This window comes from Embleya australiensis (assembly GCF_051903075.1).
Lineage (GTDB): Bacteria > Actinomycetota > Actinomycetes > Streptomycetales > Streptomycetaceae > Embleya.
Genome location: NZ_CP182422.1, coordinates 3,277,976 through 3,293,866 on the forward strand (window position 1 = coordinate 3,277,976; position 15,891 = coordinate 3,293,866).

The 15,891-nt window shown below is 70.9% G+C and carries 13 protein-coding genes; 4 read left to right on the forward strand and 9 right to left on the reverse strand.

The genetic code is table 11. From position 1 onward, the window contains the following. Positions 1 to 41 precede the first annotated feature (41 nt). The gene (locus ACMXN5_RS13860) at positions 42 to 1,673 is read right to left on the reverse strand and encodes a FadD3 family acyl-CoA ligase (RefSeq protein WP_439675516.1); all 1,632 of its coding nucleotides are present in this window, start codon (positions 1,671 to 1,673) and stop codon (positions 42 to 44) included. 135 nt (positions 1,674 to 1,808) lie between these two features. Between ACMXN5_RS13860 and ACMXN5_RS13865 the strand changes: the two genes are divergently transcribed. Continuing rightward, entirely contained in the window at positions 1,809 to 2,585 is a 777-nt protein-coding gene (locus tag ACMXN5_RS13865; RefSeq protein ID WP_439675517.1) for an enoyl-CoA hydratase/isomerase family protein, read from the forward strand. A 30-nt stretch (positions 2,586 to 2,615) separates the two neighbouring features. Here the strand turns inward: ACMXN5_RS13865 and ACMXN5_RS13870 are convergent, their stop codons facing one another. The 3 genes from ACMXN5_RS13870 to ACMXN5_RS13880 form a co-directional block, all read right to left on the reverse strand. Next, entirely contained in the window at positions 2,616 to 4,091 is a 1,476-nt protein-coding gene (locus ACMXN5_RS13870; RefSeq protein ID WP_439675518.1) for a hypothetical protein, read from the reverse strand. 210 nt (positions 4,092 to 4,301) lie between these two features. Beyond that, complete coding sequence (locus ACMXN5_RS13875; protein WP_439675519.1) at positions 4,302 to 5,330, reverse strand: acyl-CoA dehydrogenase family protein; 1,029 nt, start codon at positions 5,328 to 5,330, stop codon at positions 4,302 to 4,304. Between the two features lie 13 nt (positions 5,331 to 5,343). Next, positions 5,344 to 6,486 (reverse strand): acyl-CoA dehydrogenase family protein, encoded by a 1,143-nt coding sequence (locus ACMXN5_RS13880; RefSeq protein ID WP_439675520.1) that lies wholly within the window; start codon positions 6,484 to 6,486, stop codon positions 5,344 to 5,346. 190 nt (positions 6,487 to 6,676) lie between these two features. Here ACMXN5_RS13880 and ACMXN5_RS13885 point away from each other — a divergent pair, with 190 nt between their 5' ends. After that, positions 6,677 to 7,843, forward strand: a complete 1,167-nt coding sequence (locus ACMXN5_RS13885; protein ID WP_439675521.1) for an acetyl-CoA C-acetyltransferase — start codon at positions 6,677 to 6,679, stop codon at positions 7,841 to 7,843. 92 nt (positions 7,844 to 7,935) lie between these two features. On the opposite strand, the gene ACMXN5_RS13890 is transcribed toward ACMXN5_RS13885, so the two are convergent. The 5 genes from ACMXN5_RS13890 to ACMXN5_RS13910 all read right to left on the reverse strand — a co-directional run bounded on the left by ACMXN5_RS13890 (position 7,936) and on the right by ACMXN5_RS13910 (position 13,906). Further along, positions 7,936 to 10,131 (reverse strand): MMPL family transporter, encoded by a 2,196-nt coding sequence (locus tag ACMXN5_RS13890; RefSeq protein WP_439675522.1) that lies wholly within the window; start codon positions 10,129 to 10,131, stop codon positions 7,936 to 7,938. 235 nt (positions 10,132 to 10,366) lie between these two features. Continuing rightward, a complete protein-coding gene (locus ACMXN5_RS13895) occupies positions 10,367 to 11,458 on the reverse strand; it encodes an NAD(P)H-dependent flavin oxidoreductase (RefSeq protein ID WP_439678004.1) in 1,092 nt (363 codons plus the stop codon). Positions 11,459 to 11,472: 14 nt separating this feature from the next. Beyond that, positions 11,473 to 12,246: a CoA-transferase subunit beta gene (locus ACMXN5_RS13900; protein ID WP_439675523.1), complete on the reverse strand. Its 774-nt coding sequence runs from the start codon at positions 12,244 to 12,246 to the stop codon at positions 11,473 to 11,475. Then, on the reverse strand, positions 12,243 to 13,112 hold the full coding sequence (locus tag ACMXN5_RS13905; protein ID WP_395794001.1) for a CoA transferase subunit A: 870 nt from the start codon (positions 13,110 to 13,112) through the stop codon (positions 12,243 to 12,245). The genes ACMXN5_RS13900 and ACMXN5_RS13905 overlap by 4 nt, the downstream gene beginning before the upstream one ends. A 35-nt stretch (positions 13,113 to 13,147) precedes the next feature. After that, on the reverse strand, positions 13,148 to 13,906 hold the full coding sequence (locus ACMXN5_RS13910) for an enoyl-CoA hydratase family protein (protein ID WP_379999262.1): 759 nt from the start codon (positions 13,904 to 13,906) through the stop codon (positions 13,148 to 13,150). A gap of 214 nt (positions 13,907 to 14,120) precedes the next feature. Between ACMXN5_RS13910 and ACMXN5_RS13915 the strand changes: the two genes are divergently transcribed. Next, on the forward strand, positions 14,121 to 14,924 hold the full coding sequence (locus ACMXN5_RS13915) for an SDR family oxidoreductase (protein ID WP_379999260.1): 804 nt from the start codon (positions 14,121 to 14,123) through the stop codon (positions 14,922 to 14,924). Positions 14,925 to 14,928: 4 nt separating this feature from the next. Next, a complete protein-coding gene (locus tag ACMXN5_RS13920; protein WP_078976670.1) occupies positions 14,929 to 15,579 on the forward strand; it encodes a TetR/AcrR family transcriptional regulator in 651 nt (216 codons plus the stop codon). The last annotated feature ends 312 nt before the right edge of the window (positions 15,580 to 15,891 follow it).

Here is a 15,891-nt window from a genome sequence, read left to right on the forward strand (position 1 = left end):
CCGAAGGGCCGGCGGCTCGGCGGCTCGGCGGGTGCGGGGGTTCAGCGGCGGGTCGCCTCTTCGGCGGCCCGGGCCCGGAGTTCGAACTTCAGGACCTTGCCGCCCGGGTTGCGGGGAAGTTCGGTGACGAATTCGACCGTGCGCGGCACTTTGTAGTTGGCCATCTCGCGGCGGCAGAACGTGATGATCTCGTCGGCGGTGACCTCGGCGCCGGGACGCAGCAGCAGGTAGGCCTTGCCGACCTCGCCCATCCGCGCGTCCGGGACGCCGACCACCGCGGCCTCCGAGATCGCCGGGTGCCCCGCCAGGACCGACTCGATCTCCGCCGGGTAGGCGTTGAACCCGCCGACGATGAACATGTCCTTGATCCGGTCGGTGATCCGCAGATTGCCCTGCTCGTCCAGGACGCCCACGTCGCCGGTGTGCAGCCAGCCGTCCGCGTCCACCGCCTTCGCGGTCTCCTCGACGTCCTCGAAGTAGCCCGTCATCACGTTGTATCCGCGCACCCACACCTCGCCCGACTCGCCGACCGCCGTCGGCTTGCCGTCCGCGTCCACGGTGATCACCTCGACGCCCGGGATGGCCCGGCCCGAGGTGGACGAGATGGTCTCGGCCGAGTCGCCCTGGCGGCACATCGTGGCGGTGCCGCACGACTCGGTCAGCCCGTACGCGGTGAGCACCGAGTCGAAGCCCAGCTCCTCGGCCATCCGGGTGACCAGGGACAACGGCACCGCCGCCGCCCCGGTGACCGCGAGCCGCAGCGAGGACAGGTCGTAGCCGGTCGCCCCCTCCCGCGCCACCGCGTCGAGCAGCGAGGTGTAGATGGTCGGCGCGCCCGGCAGCACGGTGACCTTCTCCTGCTGGATCAGCGCCATCGTGGCATCCGCGTCGAAGACCGCCTGCGGGATCAGCGTGGCGCCCTTGATCAGGCTCGCGATGATCCCGGCCTTGTACCCGAAGGTGTGGAAGAAGGGGCTGACCACGAGATACCGGTCGCCCTCGGTGAGCCCGACCACCGACGCCCAGGTGTCGAACACCCGCAACGTCTGGGCCTGCGTGGTCATCACGCCCTTGGGCGCGCCGGTGGTGCCGGAGGTGAAGATGATGTCGCCGGTGTCGTCCGGGGCCACGCTCGCCTTGCGGGCGTCCACCTCGGCGGCGGTGATCCGCTCGCCGCCGGCCAGGAAGTCGGCCCAGCAGACGCAGTCGTCCGGCGCAGTGTCCGCGAGTACGACCACCCGGCCCAGGTCCGGCAGGTCCGCGAACGGCCGGCCCTCGGCGGCGCCGCCCGCCGCCTGGCGCAACATCCCGACATAGGACGAGCCGAGGAAGGTGCCCGAGACGAACAGCAGCCTGGCGTGCGTCTTGGCCAGCACGTACTTGGCCTCGGCGCCCTTGTACCGGGTGTTCATCGGCACCACGACGCCGCCGGCGGTGAGCGCGCCGAGCGCGGCCACCATCCAGTCCAGCGAGTTCGGCGCCCACACGCCGACCCGGTCGCCCCTGCCGACGCCGGCCGCGATGGCGGCGGCCGCGGCGCGCCGGACGCGGTCCCGCAGTTCGGTGTAGGTGACCCGTACATTGCCGTCCACCACGGCCTCACGGTCACCGAAGCGGTCCGCCGCGCTGTCGACGAGAGCAGGAATGCTGCCCCACTCGAGGTCCCCTTGCATGATCGCTCCCGGAGAGGCCAGAGGTTGATTGAACCTGACGGTACGTCAGATCATGGCGGCGAGGGAAGCGGCATCGCGGCGATCGAGACGCACACCACCGCGAAGCGGTGGCGACCGATGATTGAGGGCTGAGCTATGCGCAAGTTCGAGACGCTGGGCTACGAGCAGGAGAACGGCGTCGCGTGGGTGACGTTGAACCGCCCCGACCGGCACAACGCGTTCGACATCACCATGATCGACGAGTTGCACACGTTGTGGCGGGACCTGCGGCACGACGACGACGTGCGCTGCGTGGTGCTCACCGGCGCGGGCGACAAGGCGTTCTGCACGGGCATCGACCGCGGTGTGGACATCCCGCAGCCGTCGTCGCCGTACATGATGGACGACCCGATGCTCCGAGTCGGCCCGAAGTTCTCCGACCTGTGGAAGCCGGTGATCGTCGCGGTCAACGGGATGGCCTGCGGCGGCGCGTTCTACCTGCTGGGCGAGTGCGAGTTCGCGATCGCGGCGGAGGGGGCGACGTTCTTCGACCCGCACACCACGTACGGCATGGTCTCCGGGTTCGAGTCGATGCATCTGGCGCAGCGCATGCCGCTGGGCGAGGTCATGCGGCTCACCCTCCTCGGCAACGCCGAGCGGATGAGCGCCCAGCGGGCGTACGAAACGGGCCTGGTCTCGCAGGTGGTCCCCGCCGCGGACCTGCTCGACACCGCCCGCTGGGCCGCCGAGACCATCGCGTCCTATCCCCCACACGGCGTCCAGGGCTCGATCCGCGCGATCTGGGCGGCCCGCGACCTCACCCGCACCCAGGCCCTGACCATGGCCCCGCACCTGATCGAACTGGGCAACCTGGACTGGTCCGAGCAGGCGGGCCTGTTCCAGGGCCGCAGCAAGGACTTCCGGGTGCGCTGAGCACCGGTACGGGCGATCCGAGGGCGTTCGCTACCGCTCCAGTGACCTGCCGCGCCCCACGTCGTCCCGCGACCGGCCGGACGAGAAGGTGCCGCGAGTCGGGTCGGACGAGCCACCGGGCAGATCGCCCGACGAGCCCGGCGCGGGCAGCCACGGATGCACGCCGGGGGTGCGACCGTCGGGGACGGGGTCCATGCCCGGGAGCCCGCGTGAGGGTCTGGCCCGTACGCCGTCGCCGGCCGTGACGGCCCGGCCGATGGCCTCTTCGAGGCTGCCGCCGGGCCGCACCCGGCGGTCGTAGGCGCGGCGGGCGCGCATCGGGACGCTGCTCGGCAGGGGCGCGGCGAGCCCCTTCGCCGTGATGACCGCCCGGGTGGCGTCCCGCACCGGCGTCTGCCGCGTGCCGGCGCCGCCCGGGGGTTCCGGCTCGCTCGCCAGGGTCTGCGAATCGGCGCCCCGCGCCCCCGACTTCCCGACCGCGGCCACGGCCGTGATCACCTCGTCGGTGACCTCGACCGGCCTCGGCGGCTCCCAGGGCCGGACCCACCCGGGGCCCGTCTCGGGCTTCGGCGCCAGGCCGAGGTGGTGCAGTTCGGTGTGCGCGAACCGCACCAGGTCCCGCGCGCGGACCACTCGCGACCCGCGCAGTACGCGGGCCTCGTTGCGCTTGGAGGCGGCGCCCGCCCACCACACGCCATAGGCGGCGCGCAGGCTCAGGAACTCCGGGTTGGCCTCCGCGCCCGGAACCGTACGCCCCAGTTCGCCGAACATCGGACCAAAGAACGCGCCCGCGTTTCGCCTCCGACCGGCGCTCCAGGGTCGGTGCAGCGGCGGCGGCGTCCGGTTCAACACCCAGGCCTCGTCCATGAGCCGGTCGGACGCCTCGTCCAGCGGTCGATCACCGACCCAGTGCTGGCGGGCATAGCCGAACAGGGGCGGCCGCGCCCCCCGGGGAACCGCGCCGGACTCGACGAGCCGGTTGCCCTCGGGGACGACGCCCCGCCGCAGTTGCCGAAGAACCGTGCGGCGGCGCTCGTACTCGTGGATCATCTGCGGCCATTCGTCGGCCGAGACCGCGCGAGCCAGGCGTGCCGCGAACGAGGCGTTGCGGCGCAGTTCGTTCGCGCTACCGGACGGTCGTACGCCGTCCTTCACCACCGGCGGGCGCAACCCGCCGGACGCGAGCCGCCGCCACATCTCGGCTTCGGTCGCGGGCGGATCGGGCTCGGCGTCGCCGCCCTCCTTCATGGTCCACAGCTTCGGCATGGCGTAGATCCCGCCGTCCGGGCCGATCCGGGGCCACCAGGTGACCGTCATCCTCGCGCGTGCCTGGACCTCGTCCGCGGTGAGCCGGTGCAGCACGCGCAGCACGCCGATGACCGCGCGGTAGACGGGGACCCGGCGGCGCATCCGGCGATACTCGACCCGGAACCGCTCGTCGCTCTCCAACCACGCGCTGCCCCGCAGCCTGCGTCCGCGCAGGTGATCGGTGACGGCATTGGGCATGGCGACTCCTTCCGCTCCACACGGTGTCGGGAAGGTAGGGCCCTGGATCGATGGTCCCATCGGACGAGTCGCGCGCCTCCCCGGGGCCGTGCCGATCCTCGCAGGTCGAGCACCGCCCCGAACACACGAATGCCCCCGATTCGCCAGGGAACCGGGGGCGTTCGCGCGTGACGACGGCCGCCTGATGCGTCGTCAGTCCAACGGGGTGGGTCAGAACGCGGGTGTGGGCGGGGCCGGCGCGTCGCCGAGGAGGTCCGCCGCGATCCGGTCGCGGTGTACGCCCGCGTCGCCCCACGCGGTGCCCAGTGCCCAGGCTCGCTTCATGAACAGTTGCAGGTCGTGTTCCTCGGTGTAGCCGATCGCGCCGTGCACCTGGAGGCAGTTGCGGGCCGCGAGGTCGGCCGCCTCGCCCGCGTAGATCTTCGCCATCGACACGTCGCGGGCCGCCGAGGGCAGGTCGCGGGCCAGCGAGTAGGCGGCGCGCAGCACCACGGGGCGGGCGAACTCCAGTTTGATCAGCACGTTGGCCAGGTGGTGCTGGACCGACTGGTGCGAGCCGATCGGCACACCGCGCTGGACCCGCTGCTTGGCGTACTCGACGGTGGTGTCCAGCATCCGCCGGGTCAGGCCGAGCAGTTGCGCCGCGGCGCCGAGCGCGCCCCGGTCCGCCGCCCGGGCCAGCGCGCGCTGTGTGCCCGAGGCCACCAGGGTGCGTGCGGTCGGCGTGAAGTCGACCGTGAAGAGCTTGCGGCTGCGGTCGACCGAGCGCTGCGCGGTCAGCACGCAGTCGGCCGGCGTCGCCACGTGCAGGTCGCCGTCGGCCAGGCCGATCACCAGGACGTCGGCGGCCGCCGCCTCGACCGCGAGGCGCTGTCCCGGCAGCAGCACGGAGGCCGCCGCCCGACCGGCCGCGATCTCGGCCAACCACCCGGCGTCGGGCGCGAACTCGGCCAGCAGGCCGGCCGCGACCGCGGATTCCAGCAGCGGTTCGGGCAGCGCGGCCCGGCCGGCCTCGACCAGCACGGCGGCCAGTTCCTCGTCGCCCATGCCCAGGCCGTCGTGCTCCTCCGGGACCACGATGCCGGTCACGCCGACCTTGGCGAGTTCGACCCAGCGCGCGGAGATCGCGGTATCGGCGGCCCACGCGGCGCGCACGTCCGCCGTGGTGCACCGGTCGGCGAGGAAGTCGCGGACCGTGTCGCGGAACAGTTCCTGGTCTTCGGTGTATGCGAGGCGCATCGTCGGGACCCTTCTACTTCGCTCGGGGCAGGCCGAGGATGCGCTCGGCGATCGTGTTGCGCTGGATCTCGTTGGTGCCGGCGTAGATCGGCCCGCCGAGCGCGAACAGGAAGCCGTCCAGCCAGCCGCCGTCGCCGTCGTCCAGTCCGCCCGCCTCGCCGAGCAGGCGCAGCGCGGTCGCGTGCAGCTCGACGTCCATCTCGGACCAGAAGACCTTGTTGATCGAGGAGTCGGCGCCGATCGCACCGCCCGCCTGGAGCTTGGTGACCGTGCCGAAGGTGAACAGCCGGTACGCGTCCGCGTCCATCCAGGCCCGCACCACCGCGTCCCGCTCGGCCGGGCGCGGGTCGCGCCTGTACAGCTCGATCAGCCGGTTCGCGGGAGCCACGAAGCGGCCCGGGCTGCGCAGGTTGAGGCCGCGCTCGCTGCCGGTGGTGGCGATCATGATCTTCCAGCCCTCGTCCACCCCGCCGAGCACGTCGGCGTCGGGGACGAAGACGTCGTCCAGGAAGACCTCGGCGAAGCCCGGCTCGCCGTCGAGCTGCGGGATCGGGCGTACCGTCACGCCCTCGGCCGCGAGGTCGACCATGAAGTAGGTCAGGCCGCGGTGCCGCTGCGCCTGGGGGTCGGTGCGGAACAGGCCGAACAGGCGGTGCCCGTAGGTGCCGCGCGAGCTCCAGATCTTCTGGCCGCTGAGCCGCCAGCCGCCGCGCTCCTCGTCCCGCTCCGCGCGCGAGCGCACGTTGGCCAGGTCGGAGCCGGCCTCCGGCTCGGACCAGCCCTGGACCCAGATCTCCTCGCCGGCGGCCATCGCGGGCAGGTAGCGGTCCTGCTGCTCCCGGGTGCCGAACTCGAAGAGGGTCGGGGCGAACAGGAAGATGCCGTTCTGGCTGACCCGGCCGGGGGCGCCGGCGCGGTAGTACTCCTCCTCGAAGATCAGCCACTCGGTCAGACCCGCCTCGCGCCCGCCGTACTCCCGGGGCCAGGACACCACCGCCCAGCGCGCGTCGAAGAGCTTGCGCTCCCAAGCGCGGTGGGCCAGGAAGCCCTCGCGGGTGTCCATCGACGGCAGTGGCTCGGCGGGCACGTTGGCGGTCAGCCAGGCGCGCGCCTCCCGGCGGAACTCCTGCTCCTGCTCGGTGAATTCGAGATCCACTGGGCGACTCCCTCGACGGGTGTGAGACCGAGGACACACAGGTCGAAACCCGGTCGGACACGGGTAGCATAACTGACGGGTCGTCAGGTTAGCTGCTGTACGCGGTGTGGCGACAGCGTGCGCGGCGTGTGATCGGACACGCGACCGAGGCGGTCGGCCGCGGAAACAACGAGGATCAAAGGAGGCCCCAGTGGCCGAGGCATACATCGTCGACGCGGTCCGTACGCCGGTCGGTCGCAAGAAGGGCAGCCTGTCCGGGGTGCATCCGGCCGACCTGGGCGCGCATGCGCTCACCGCGCTGGTCGAGCGCAGCGGCATCGACCCGGACGCGGTCGAGGACGTGGTCTTCGGCTGTGTGGACACCATCGGCCCGCAGGCGGGCGACATCGCCCGTACCGCGTGGCTCGCCGCCGGCTACAGCGAGGCGGTGCCCGGGGTCACCATCGACCGGCAGTGCGGCTCCTCGCAGCAGGCGATCCACTTCGCCGCGCAGGGTGTGCTGTCCGGCACCCAGGACGTGGTGATCGCCGGCGGCGTACAGAACATGAACCAGATCCCCATCGGCGCGGCGATGACCTCGGCGAAGCCGCTCGGGTTCACCGACCCGTTCTCCGGCTCCAAGGGCTGGGCGGCGCGCTACGGCGACGAGCCCGTCGACCAGTTCCACGGCGCCGAGCTGATCGCGAAGCGGTGGGACATCTCCCGCGAGGAGATGGAGCACTTCGCGCTCGCGTCGCACGAGCGGGCGATCCACGCGATCGACAACGGGTGGTTCGAGAAGGAGATCGCGCCGATCGACGTGGACGGCACCGTGGTCTCGGTCGACGAGCCGCCGCGCCGGGGCACCACCCTGGAGAAGATGGCGGAGCTGAAGGTGCTGATGGAGGGCGGCCGGATGACCGCCGCCGTCGCGTCGCAGATCTCCGACGGGGCGGCGGCGCTGCTGATCGTCTCGGAGCGGGCGCTGAAGCGCTACGGCCTCACCCCGCGTGCCCGGATCCACCACATGAGCGTGCGCGGCGCGTCCCCGATCGAGATGTTGTCCGCGCCGATCCCGGCCACGGAGTACGCCTTCGCCAAGTGCGGCCTGGGCATCGACGACATCGACGCGGTCGAGATCAACGAGGCGTTCGCGCCGGTGGTGCTGTCCTGGATGAAGGACATCAAGGCCCCGCACGAGAAGGTCAACCCCAACGGCGGCGCGATCGCCCTGGGCCACCCGCTCGGCGCCACCGGCGCCCGCCTGATGACCACCCTGCTGCACCACCTGGAGCGCACCGGAGGCCGCTACGGCCTGCAGACCATGTGCGAGGGCGGCGGCCAGGCCAACGTCACCATCATCGAACGCCTGGGCTGACCCCGTTCCGCCCGCGCGCTTCGCCGCGCACATGAAGGAGCGCGGCCACCGGGGGGAACGGTGGCCGCGCTCGCTGGGGGGGAGGTGCGGGATCAGAACTGACGCTGGTATCCCTGGCGTTCGTACGTCGGGTACTGCGCGGTCTGCTGCGGGGCGTGGACCCGCGGGACCCGGCTGGGCCACCAGTTGGCCCGGCCCAGGAGGGTCATCAGCGAGGGCAGGATCACGATCCGGACCACGATCGCGTCGATCAGGACCGCGGCGGCCAGGCCGATGCCCATCTGCTTCATGTCGAGCATGCTCAGCGTGCCGAAGACCAGGAAGACCGAGACCATCACGATCGCCGCGCTGGTGATCACGCCGGCCGAGCTGGTGATGCCGCGCTCCACCGCCGCCTTGGTGGACATCCCCTGCATGGCCGCCTCGCGGATCCGGCTGACCACGAAGACGTGGTAGTCCATCGACAGGCCGAACAGGACCACGAACAGGAACAGCGGCAGCCAGGAGATGATCGCGCCGCTGGAGTGGAAGTCCAGGTACTTCTCGGCCCAGGTGTGCTGGAAGACCACGACCAGGAAGCCGAAGGACGCCAGCGCGGAGAGCAGGTTGATCGCGATCGCGGTGAGCGCGACCACCACCGAGCGGAACGTCACCGACATCATCACGAAGGTCAGCAGCAGCACGAAGCCGATCACCAGCGGCAGCTTCTCCTGCACGTGGTCGGCGAAGTCCTTGTTCAGCGCCGTCTCGCCGGAGACCGCGAACTCCGCGCCCGCCACCTTGCCGACGGTGTTCGGCAGCACGGTGTCCCGCAGTTGCTTCAGTGCCGTCTTGGCTTCCTTGGAGCTGGAGATGTGCGGCACGATCACGTCGGCCTTGAACGCGTGGCCGTCCTCGGAGACCAGTACCTCGACCGGGTCCTTGGCGAACAGCGGGTTGGTGCGGGTCTGCGCGACCGCCTTGTCCAGCGCGGCGCGGGTCTCCTTCTCCTTGCCGGCCGGGGCGAGGGCGATCAGGTTGTACGGGCTGTGCTTGTTCGGGTAGGCGTCGGTCATCCGGTCGTAGGTCTGCATCGTGGCCATCGAGCGCGGGAAGTCGTCATCGGAGGTGTTCTGCAGCTTCATCCCGAAGGCCGGCAGGGCCAGCGCGCCGAGGGCGATCACCGACACCAGGAGGGTGGCCTTGGGGTGGTTCAGCGCCGGGCGCAGCATGGCCTTCCACACGCGCGGCTCGCGGTCGGCGCGGGCGGTCAGCCGCCACAGGATCGGCACTCGCGGCCGGTCGATGGTGTTGCCCAGCTTGGCGAGCAGGGCGGGCAGCACCGTGAGCGAGCCGATCATGGCGACCGCGACCACGATGATGCCGCCGGTGGCCAGGCTGGAGAAGACCGCGTCGTCGGCGATGTACATGCCGGCCATCGAGACGATCACCGCGATCGCGGAGACCACCACGGCGTGTCCGGAGGTGGCCGCGGCGATCTCGATCGCGTCGATCCGGCCGCGGCCTTTGGCCCGCTCCTCACGCTCGCGCTTGACGTAGAAGAGCGAGTAGTCGACGCCGACCGCCATGCCCATCATCAGGATGATGCTGGACACCGAGCCCGCGTCGGGGAAGACCGTGGAGGCGAGGCCGTACAGACCGATCGAGGCGCCCACCGCGGAGATCGCCAGCAGCACCGGCACCGCGGCGGCGATCATCGCACCGAACGCGACCATCAGGATGACCAGGGTGATTGGCAGGCTGAACACCTCGGCCTTGCCGAGGTCCTCGGCGATCTGGTCCTGGATGCCCTTGCCGATCGAGGCGTCGCCGATCTCCTCGACCCGCAGGTCGGGGTGCGCCTTTTGCACACTCTCCGTCGCCTTCAGCAACGGGTCGATGTGGTCCTGGGCCTTGTCGGCCGACCCCTTCATGGTGAGCGGCACCAGCAGCGCTTTGCCGTTCGTGGCCGGGATCGGCGCGGAGACCTCGGCGACCTCGGGCAGCGCCTTCAGCTTGTCGGTGACCTCGGCGGCGACCTTGTTCGCCGCGGCCCGGTCCAGCTCGCCGCTCTTCGCGGTGATCAGCACGTTCTCGCTCGCCGCGCCGTAGAGGCCGTACTGCCGGGCGATCTGGTCGGCGCGGCCGGACTGGCCGGTGCCCATGTCGGACTTGGTGGTCTTCTCGGTGCCCGCCGCGCCGCCGACGACCAGGCAGACGGCGACGAACACGATCCACATGGTGATCGCCCGCCACGGGTGGGTGGCGCTCCATCGTGCGACACGAACGGTCGCCGGCTGCTTGGCCATTGTCAGGTCCCCTCTTGAATGCGCTCTGCTTCCCGCTGACAGTTCGAGTCTGTCGGCGGACGGGTCGCGGAACACTGCGCCGGGACCCCGAGCAGGGGTGGGTCCAGACCCACCCCCCGGAGCGGCGAGGGCGTCGGCGGGGCGGGGTCGTTTGCGGCGAACTCGGCCGAATACGGCCGGACATGCCGCCGGCACCGCCCACGGGGGCGGTGCCGGCGGTGGGGGCGGCGTGGGGTCAGACCCGGGCGGCCTCCAGGTCGTACAGGATCCCGCTCGCCTGCGCGGTGATCCGGTCGATCAACTCCGCGCACGAGGGCAGGTCTTCGATCACCCCGACCACCTGGCCGGAGGCCATCACGCCCAGGTCCGGTCGGCCGTCCACCATCGCGGCCTTGAGCAACATCGGCGTGTTGGCCGCCATCAGCACCTGCGGCCAGCTCAATCCCTGCGACTTCTTCATCGCCAGGCCCTCGCGGGCCATGTCGGTGAGTCTGGCGCCGCTGAGCTTGCGGAACCGCAGCGCGTTGGCGATCGAGCGCGGATAGCGGGCGAGCACCGAGCGCTGTTCGAGCCGCTTGACGAAGTCGGTGGCCAGCACCCGGTGCGGAACGCCGTCCACCTCCTTGGACACCACCGTGCCGCCCACGTCCGTGGCGAGGTAGACGTCCTTGACCGCGTTGCCCACGGGGCTGTCCGAGGTGAGCAGGAAGCGGGTGCCCATCGCGATCGCGTCGGCGCCGTACGCGAGCGCCGCGACCAGGCCGCGCCCGTCGAAGAAGCCGCCGGCCGCGATCACCGTGACGTCGCTGCCCCGGAGCACGTCGGTGACCTGCGGCAGGAGCAGCGTGGTCGGGATCGAGCCGGTGTGGCCGCCGCCCTCGCCGCCCTGCACGATCACCCCGTCGACGCCCCACTCGGCGACCTTCTGCGCATGCCGCTTGGCGCCGATCGAGGGCACCACCAGCATGCCGAGGTCGTGCGCCCGTGCGATCAGGTCCTTCTTCGGCGCCTGCGCGAACGAGGCGACCTTGATGCCCTCGCGACCCATCAGGTCGATCCGCTCGGCCGCGTCCGGCGCGTCCGCGCGCAGGTTGACCGCGAACGGCTTGGCGGTGCGCTTCTTCACCGCCGCGATCGCCGCGACCAACTCCTCGTAGGTCATCGTGGCCGAGGCCAGGATGCCCAGGCCGCCCGCCTCGGCGGTGGCCGCGACCAGGCTCGGGTAGGACACGTAGCCCATGCCGGTCTGCACGATGGGATACTCGACGCCGAACTTCGTGGTGAAGCCGTTCCGCAGCGCCGGGTGCAGGCCGGCGGTCCCGCTCATACCGTCCGCCGCGCTCACGCCGGCACCTCGCGCAGGCGCATCCCGCGCGGGTCCAACACCTCGCGCACGATCCGCAGTTCCTCGTCCGAGGGCACCCGCGAGGTGGGCACCTCGGCCGGGACCACCAGTTCGAAGCCGGTCGCCTCGACCACCTCGTCGACGCTCACCCCGGGGTGCACCGACCGCAGCCGCATGACCTTGGTGTCGGTCTCGAAGTCGAGCACGCACAGGTTGGTGACGACCCGTCGGATCTCGTGGAAACGACCCGCCGAACCCGTCGCCGCGGCCCGGTCGTAGCCGACGCAGGAGACCATGTCCACCTTCGGCGTGAGCACGCGCGCCGAGTGCTTGGGGATCCAGTAACTGGTCGTGTGGTTGATCGTGTTGCCCGGTCCGCCGCGCGAACCGAGCACCTGGCGCTTGGGCCTGGCCCAGTCGCCGATCGCGGAGATGTTGGCGTTGCCGTGCGCGTCGATCTGCACCGGGCCCATCATCACGTGCCGGCGCCCGGAGGCGAGCACATCGAGCACCTGGCGGTACGGGATCCAGCCGACCACGGCGAACTCGTCCGGCTTGGCGCCCAGTCGGGCGTCGCCCTCGAAGAAGTACGACTCGCCGTTGGACAACATCAGGTCCGGCTCGAAAGTGGCGCGGGCCAGCCGGGCGCCGATGGTGGGGATGGTGCCCATCGGGCTGCCGATGATCTCGCCGTCGCCGCGGAAGCAGTCCGCGACGGCGGCCACGCACACGTCGGCGCGCGTCGCCTCGGTCAGGGTGTCGGTGCTCACTTGGCGTTCTCCTTCGCGAACTCCGCGACGGCGGCCTGATACGCCGCTTCGCTCTCGACCTTCAGGAAGCGCTGCTCGAACGCGGCCCACGCCTCGGGGTCGGCGGCGGCCGTCGCGTACGCCTTCTGGAACGCCTCATCACGGCCGTACTCCGGCGGACACTCGGTGAAGTGCGCCCCGTTCGGCGCCTCGACCACGCCGTGCGTCATGTAGCGGTGCACGGTCAGGGTGTGTACGCAGCCCGCCGCCTTGAGCAGTTCCTCGCTCGGCACCACCCGCTCCGCCGAGACGTACGCCTTCTCCGCCGCCAGGCAGAACAGGTCGTCCATGAACTGGTCCGGGCCGGTCAGCGCGGCATTTCCGCGCTCGTCGGCGACGTTGGCGTGGATCAGCGCGACGTCCAGGTTCAGCGCGGGCATCGCGACCAACGTCTCGTCGCCGTACGGCGATTCGATCGTCTTGAGGTGCGGCGAGACGGTGAGGATGTCCGAGCCCAGGCCCGCGCGGGTGGGCAGGAACGGCAGCCGCTGGGCGGCGGCGCGCAGCCCGGTGAGGAACATGCCCTCGTCGTACTCGACCGCCTCGACCAGGCCGTTCTCCCGGACGTGCCGGAAGTTGGGCTCCAGCGGGATCGAGTCGAGCGAGACGAACGCGTAGACGAGCTTGCGCGCCTTGCCGGCGCGGGCGAGCAGTCCGACGTCGGGACCGCCGTACGAGACGACGGTCAGGTCCTTGAGGTCGGATCGCAGGATCGCCCGGACCAGGGCCATCGGCTTGCGCCGCGACCCCCACCCGCCGATCCCGACGGTCATTCCGTCGGAGAGTTGTGCGACGACCTGATCGGGCGTCATGCGCTTGTCGGCCATGGATGGTTGCTCCCGTCTCTGATGCGAGGTCCGCGTCACTTCGAGGTGTCCGCTTCGCGGCCCTCGGTGAAGGCGTCGCGCAGTTCGTCCGACACGCCGGTCAGGTTCAGCTCGAACGTGAAGCCCTGCTCGTAGCGGTACGAGCGCTTGACGTCGACCGGGTCGATGCCGTTCAGCGACGCCTTCGCGGCGCGGATCACGGTCGGGCTCTTGGCCGCGATCGTGCGGGCCACCTCGAACGCGGTCTCGACCAGCTTGTCCCGGTCGACCAGCTTGTAGATGGAGCCGTACGCGTGCAGTTCGGCCGCCGGGGCGTTCTCCGACGTGTAGACCATCTGCCGCATGCGGTGCTGCGGGACGAGCCGAGCCAGGTGGGTGGCCGCGCCGAGCGCGCCGCGGTCCACCTCGGGCAGGCCGAAGAACGCGTCGTGCGAGGCGATCACGATGTCCGCGTTGCCGACCAGGCCGATGCCGCCGCCGACGCAGAATCCGTGCACGGCCGCGATCACCGGCACCTCGCAGTCGTACACCGCGGCGAACGCGTCGTAGCAGCCCTTGTTGGCCCCCACGAGCGCGTCGAAGCCCTCGGTGTTGGACATCTCCTTGATGTCGACGCCGGCGTTGAAGCCGCGTCCCTCGGCCCGGAGCACCACGACCCGGACCTGCCGGTCGCGGCTCGCCTCGCGGAGCCGGTCCGCGAGTTCGAACCAGCCGGCGACGGTGAGCGCGTTGACGGGGGGTGCGTCGAGCACCACCTCGGCGATGCCCTCACGCACCTCGTAACGGATAGCCATGGCAACCAGATCCATTCGGCCGCGTGCGTCGGATCGGCCGGTCATGCGCCCGGTACCGGCGGGTGCGGCCGACGCGGCCGTCCGGTCGTGAGAGGCACATCACCACCCGATCTGACTGATCGTCAGATTTCTGCCACCATAGTTGACCCCGAGCGACCCACGCCAGACGAACCGAGCGTGGCGCCCACGACACCGCAGACCTCCGGGAGCCACCATGACCTCCGCCACCGACCCGCTCGACATGGGCGGACGCGTCGTCCTCGTCACCGGCGGCGGCAAGGGCATCGGACGGGGCATCAGCGAACGTTTCCTGGCCGCCGGCGCCGACGTGGTGGTGTGTTCGCGCCAGGCGCCGGACACGCTGCCGAGCGTCGGCGGACGCAGCGCGGTGTTCACCCCGGCCGACGTGCGCGACCCCGACACCGCGTTCGCGGCGGTGGCGTTCACCGAGGAACGGTTCGGCCGGCTCGATGTACTGGTGAACAACGCGGGCGGCGCGCCGCAGACCGACGCGGCCACCGCGTCGCCGCGCTTCTCCCGCGCGATCATCGAGCTGAACCTGCTCGGCCCGCTGTATTTCGCCCAGGCCGCCCACCGCTTGATGCACCGTCAGGAAACCGGCGGGGTGATCGTGAACATCTCCAGCGTGAGCGGCGTACGCCCCTCGCCGGGCACCGCGGCCTACGGCGCGGCCAAGGCCGGGATGAATTCGCTCACCCGCTCGCTCGCGGTCGAGTGGGCGCCGAAGATCCGCCTCAACTCGGTGATCGTGGGCCTGGTCCGGACCGAACAGGCCCACCTGCACTACGGGGACGAGGCCGGCGTACAGCGCGTCGCGGACACCATCCCGCTCGGACGGATGGCCGATCCGAGCGATGTGGCGGACGTATGTCTGTTCCTCGCGTCGCCGATGTCACGGTACGTCAGCGGAGCTGAACTGCTCATGCACGGCGGCGGGGAAATGCCCGCTTTCCTCCGTGCGGCGGACAGCGGTACGGATCATGCGCCCGTAAACTGACGGCATGACAGGACAAGTTCGCACCGTCGACGGCCGCGTCGCCGGGCGACGCGGACAGGCGACGCGGCAAAAGCTGCTCGACTGCCTCCGCGAGATGCTCGACACGTCTCCGTACCGGGACGTCAAGGTCATCGACGTCGCCCGTATGGCAGGCACCTCTCCCGCCACCTTCTACCAGTACTTCCAGGATGTCGAGAGCGCGATCCTGGAGATCGCCAACGACATGGCCAAGGACGGCCAGCGGCTGAAGACCCTCGCCGAGGACCAGAGCTGGGCGGGCAAGGGCGGCTACGCCGCCGCCGAGGCCCTGGCCGACGGATTCCTGGAGTTCTGGCGGGACTACGAGCCGATCCTGCGCGTCGTCGACCTCGCGTCGGCCGAGGGCGACAAGCGGTTCTACAAGGTGCGCCAGAAGATCCTCACGGCGGTCACCGGCTCGCTCACCGAGGCGATCGAGAACATGCAGGCCAAGGGCAAGGTCGGCGAGGAGGTGCACGCCAACGCCATGGCGGGCACGCTGGTCGCCATGCTGGCGGCGGTGGCCGGCCACCAGAAGGGCTTCGAATCCTGGAACATCAAGATGAAGGACGTCCGCCCGGCACTCTCCACGCTGGTCTACATGGGCGTCACAGGAAAGAAGCCCCCCACGCGGTAACCCCAGGGGCCCTCAACCGCCGGACGGGCTGCCCCCAGCCCGCCCGGCGCTCGAGAACCACAACCCTCGAACCCAGCCCGTCCGTCGCTTGAGGACAACCGGGTTCAACCACAACCCACGGATCCGAACCGAGCAACCCCAGCCCGTCCGGCGCTTGAGGACAACGCTCTAAACCGCAACCCACGGATCCGAACCGAGCAACCCCAGCCCGTCCGGCGCTTGAGGACAACGCTCTAAACCGCAACCCACGGATCAGGACCAAGCAACCCCAGCCCGTCCGGCGCTTGAGGACAACCGGGTTCAACCACAGCC

Excerpts from the sequence above, each read along its gene's own strand:
- ACMXN5_RS13860 (WP_439675516.1), bottom strand. The coding sequence starts at position 1,673 with ATGCAAGGGGACCTCGAGTGGGGCAGCATTCCTGCTCTCGTCGACAGC.
- ACMXN5_RS13865 (WP_439675517.1), top strand. The coding sequence starts at position 1,809 with ATGCGCAAGTTCGAGACGCTGGGCTACGAGCAGGAGAACGGCGTCGCG.
- ACMXN5_RS13870 (WP_439675518.1), bottom strand. The coding sequence starts at position 4,091 with ATGCCCAATGCCGTCACCGATCACCTGCGCGGACGCAGGCTGCGGGGC.
- ACMXN5_RS13875 (WP_439675519.1), bottom strand. The coding sequence starts at position 5,330 with ATGCGCCTCGCATACACCGAAGACCAGGAACTGTTCCGCGACACGGTC.
- ACMXN5_RS13890 (WP_439675522.1), bottom strand. The coding sequence starts at position 10,131 with ATGGCCAAGCAGCCGGCGACCGTTCGTGTCGCACGATGGAGCGCCACC.
- ACMXN5_RS13895 (WP_439678004.1), bottom strand. The coding sequence starts at position 11,458 with ATGAGCGGGACCGCCGGCCTGCACCCGGCGCTGCGGAACGGCTTCACC.
- ACMXN5_RS13905 (WP_395794001.1), bottom strand. The coding sequence starts at position 13,112 with ATGGCCGACAAGCGCATGACGCCCGATCAGGTCGTCGCACAACTCTCC.
- ACMXN5_RS13910 (WP_379999262.1), bottom strand. The coding sequence starts at position 13,906 with ATGGCTATCCGTTACGAGGTGCGTGAGGGCATCGCCGAGGTGGTGCTC.
- ACMXN5_RS13915 (WP_379999260.1), top strand. The coding sequence starts at position 14,121 with ATGACCTCCGCCACCGACCCGCTCGACATGGGCGGACGCGTCGTCCTC.
- ACMXN5_RS13920 (WP_078976670.1), top strand. The coding sequence starts at position 14,929 with ATGACAGGACAAGTTCGCACCGTCGACGGCCGCGTCGCCGGGCGACGC.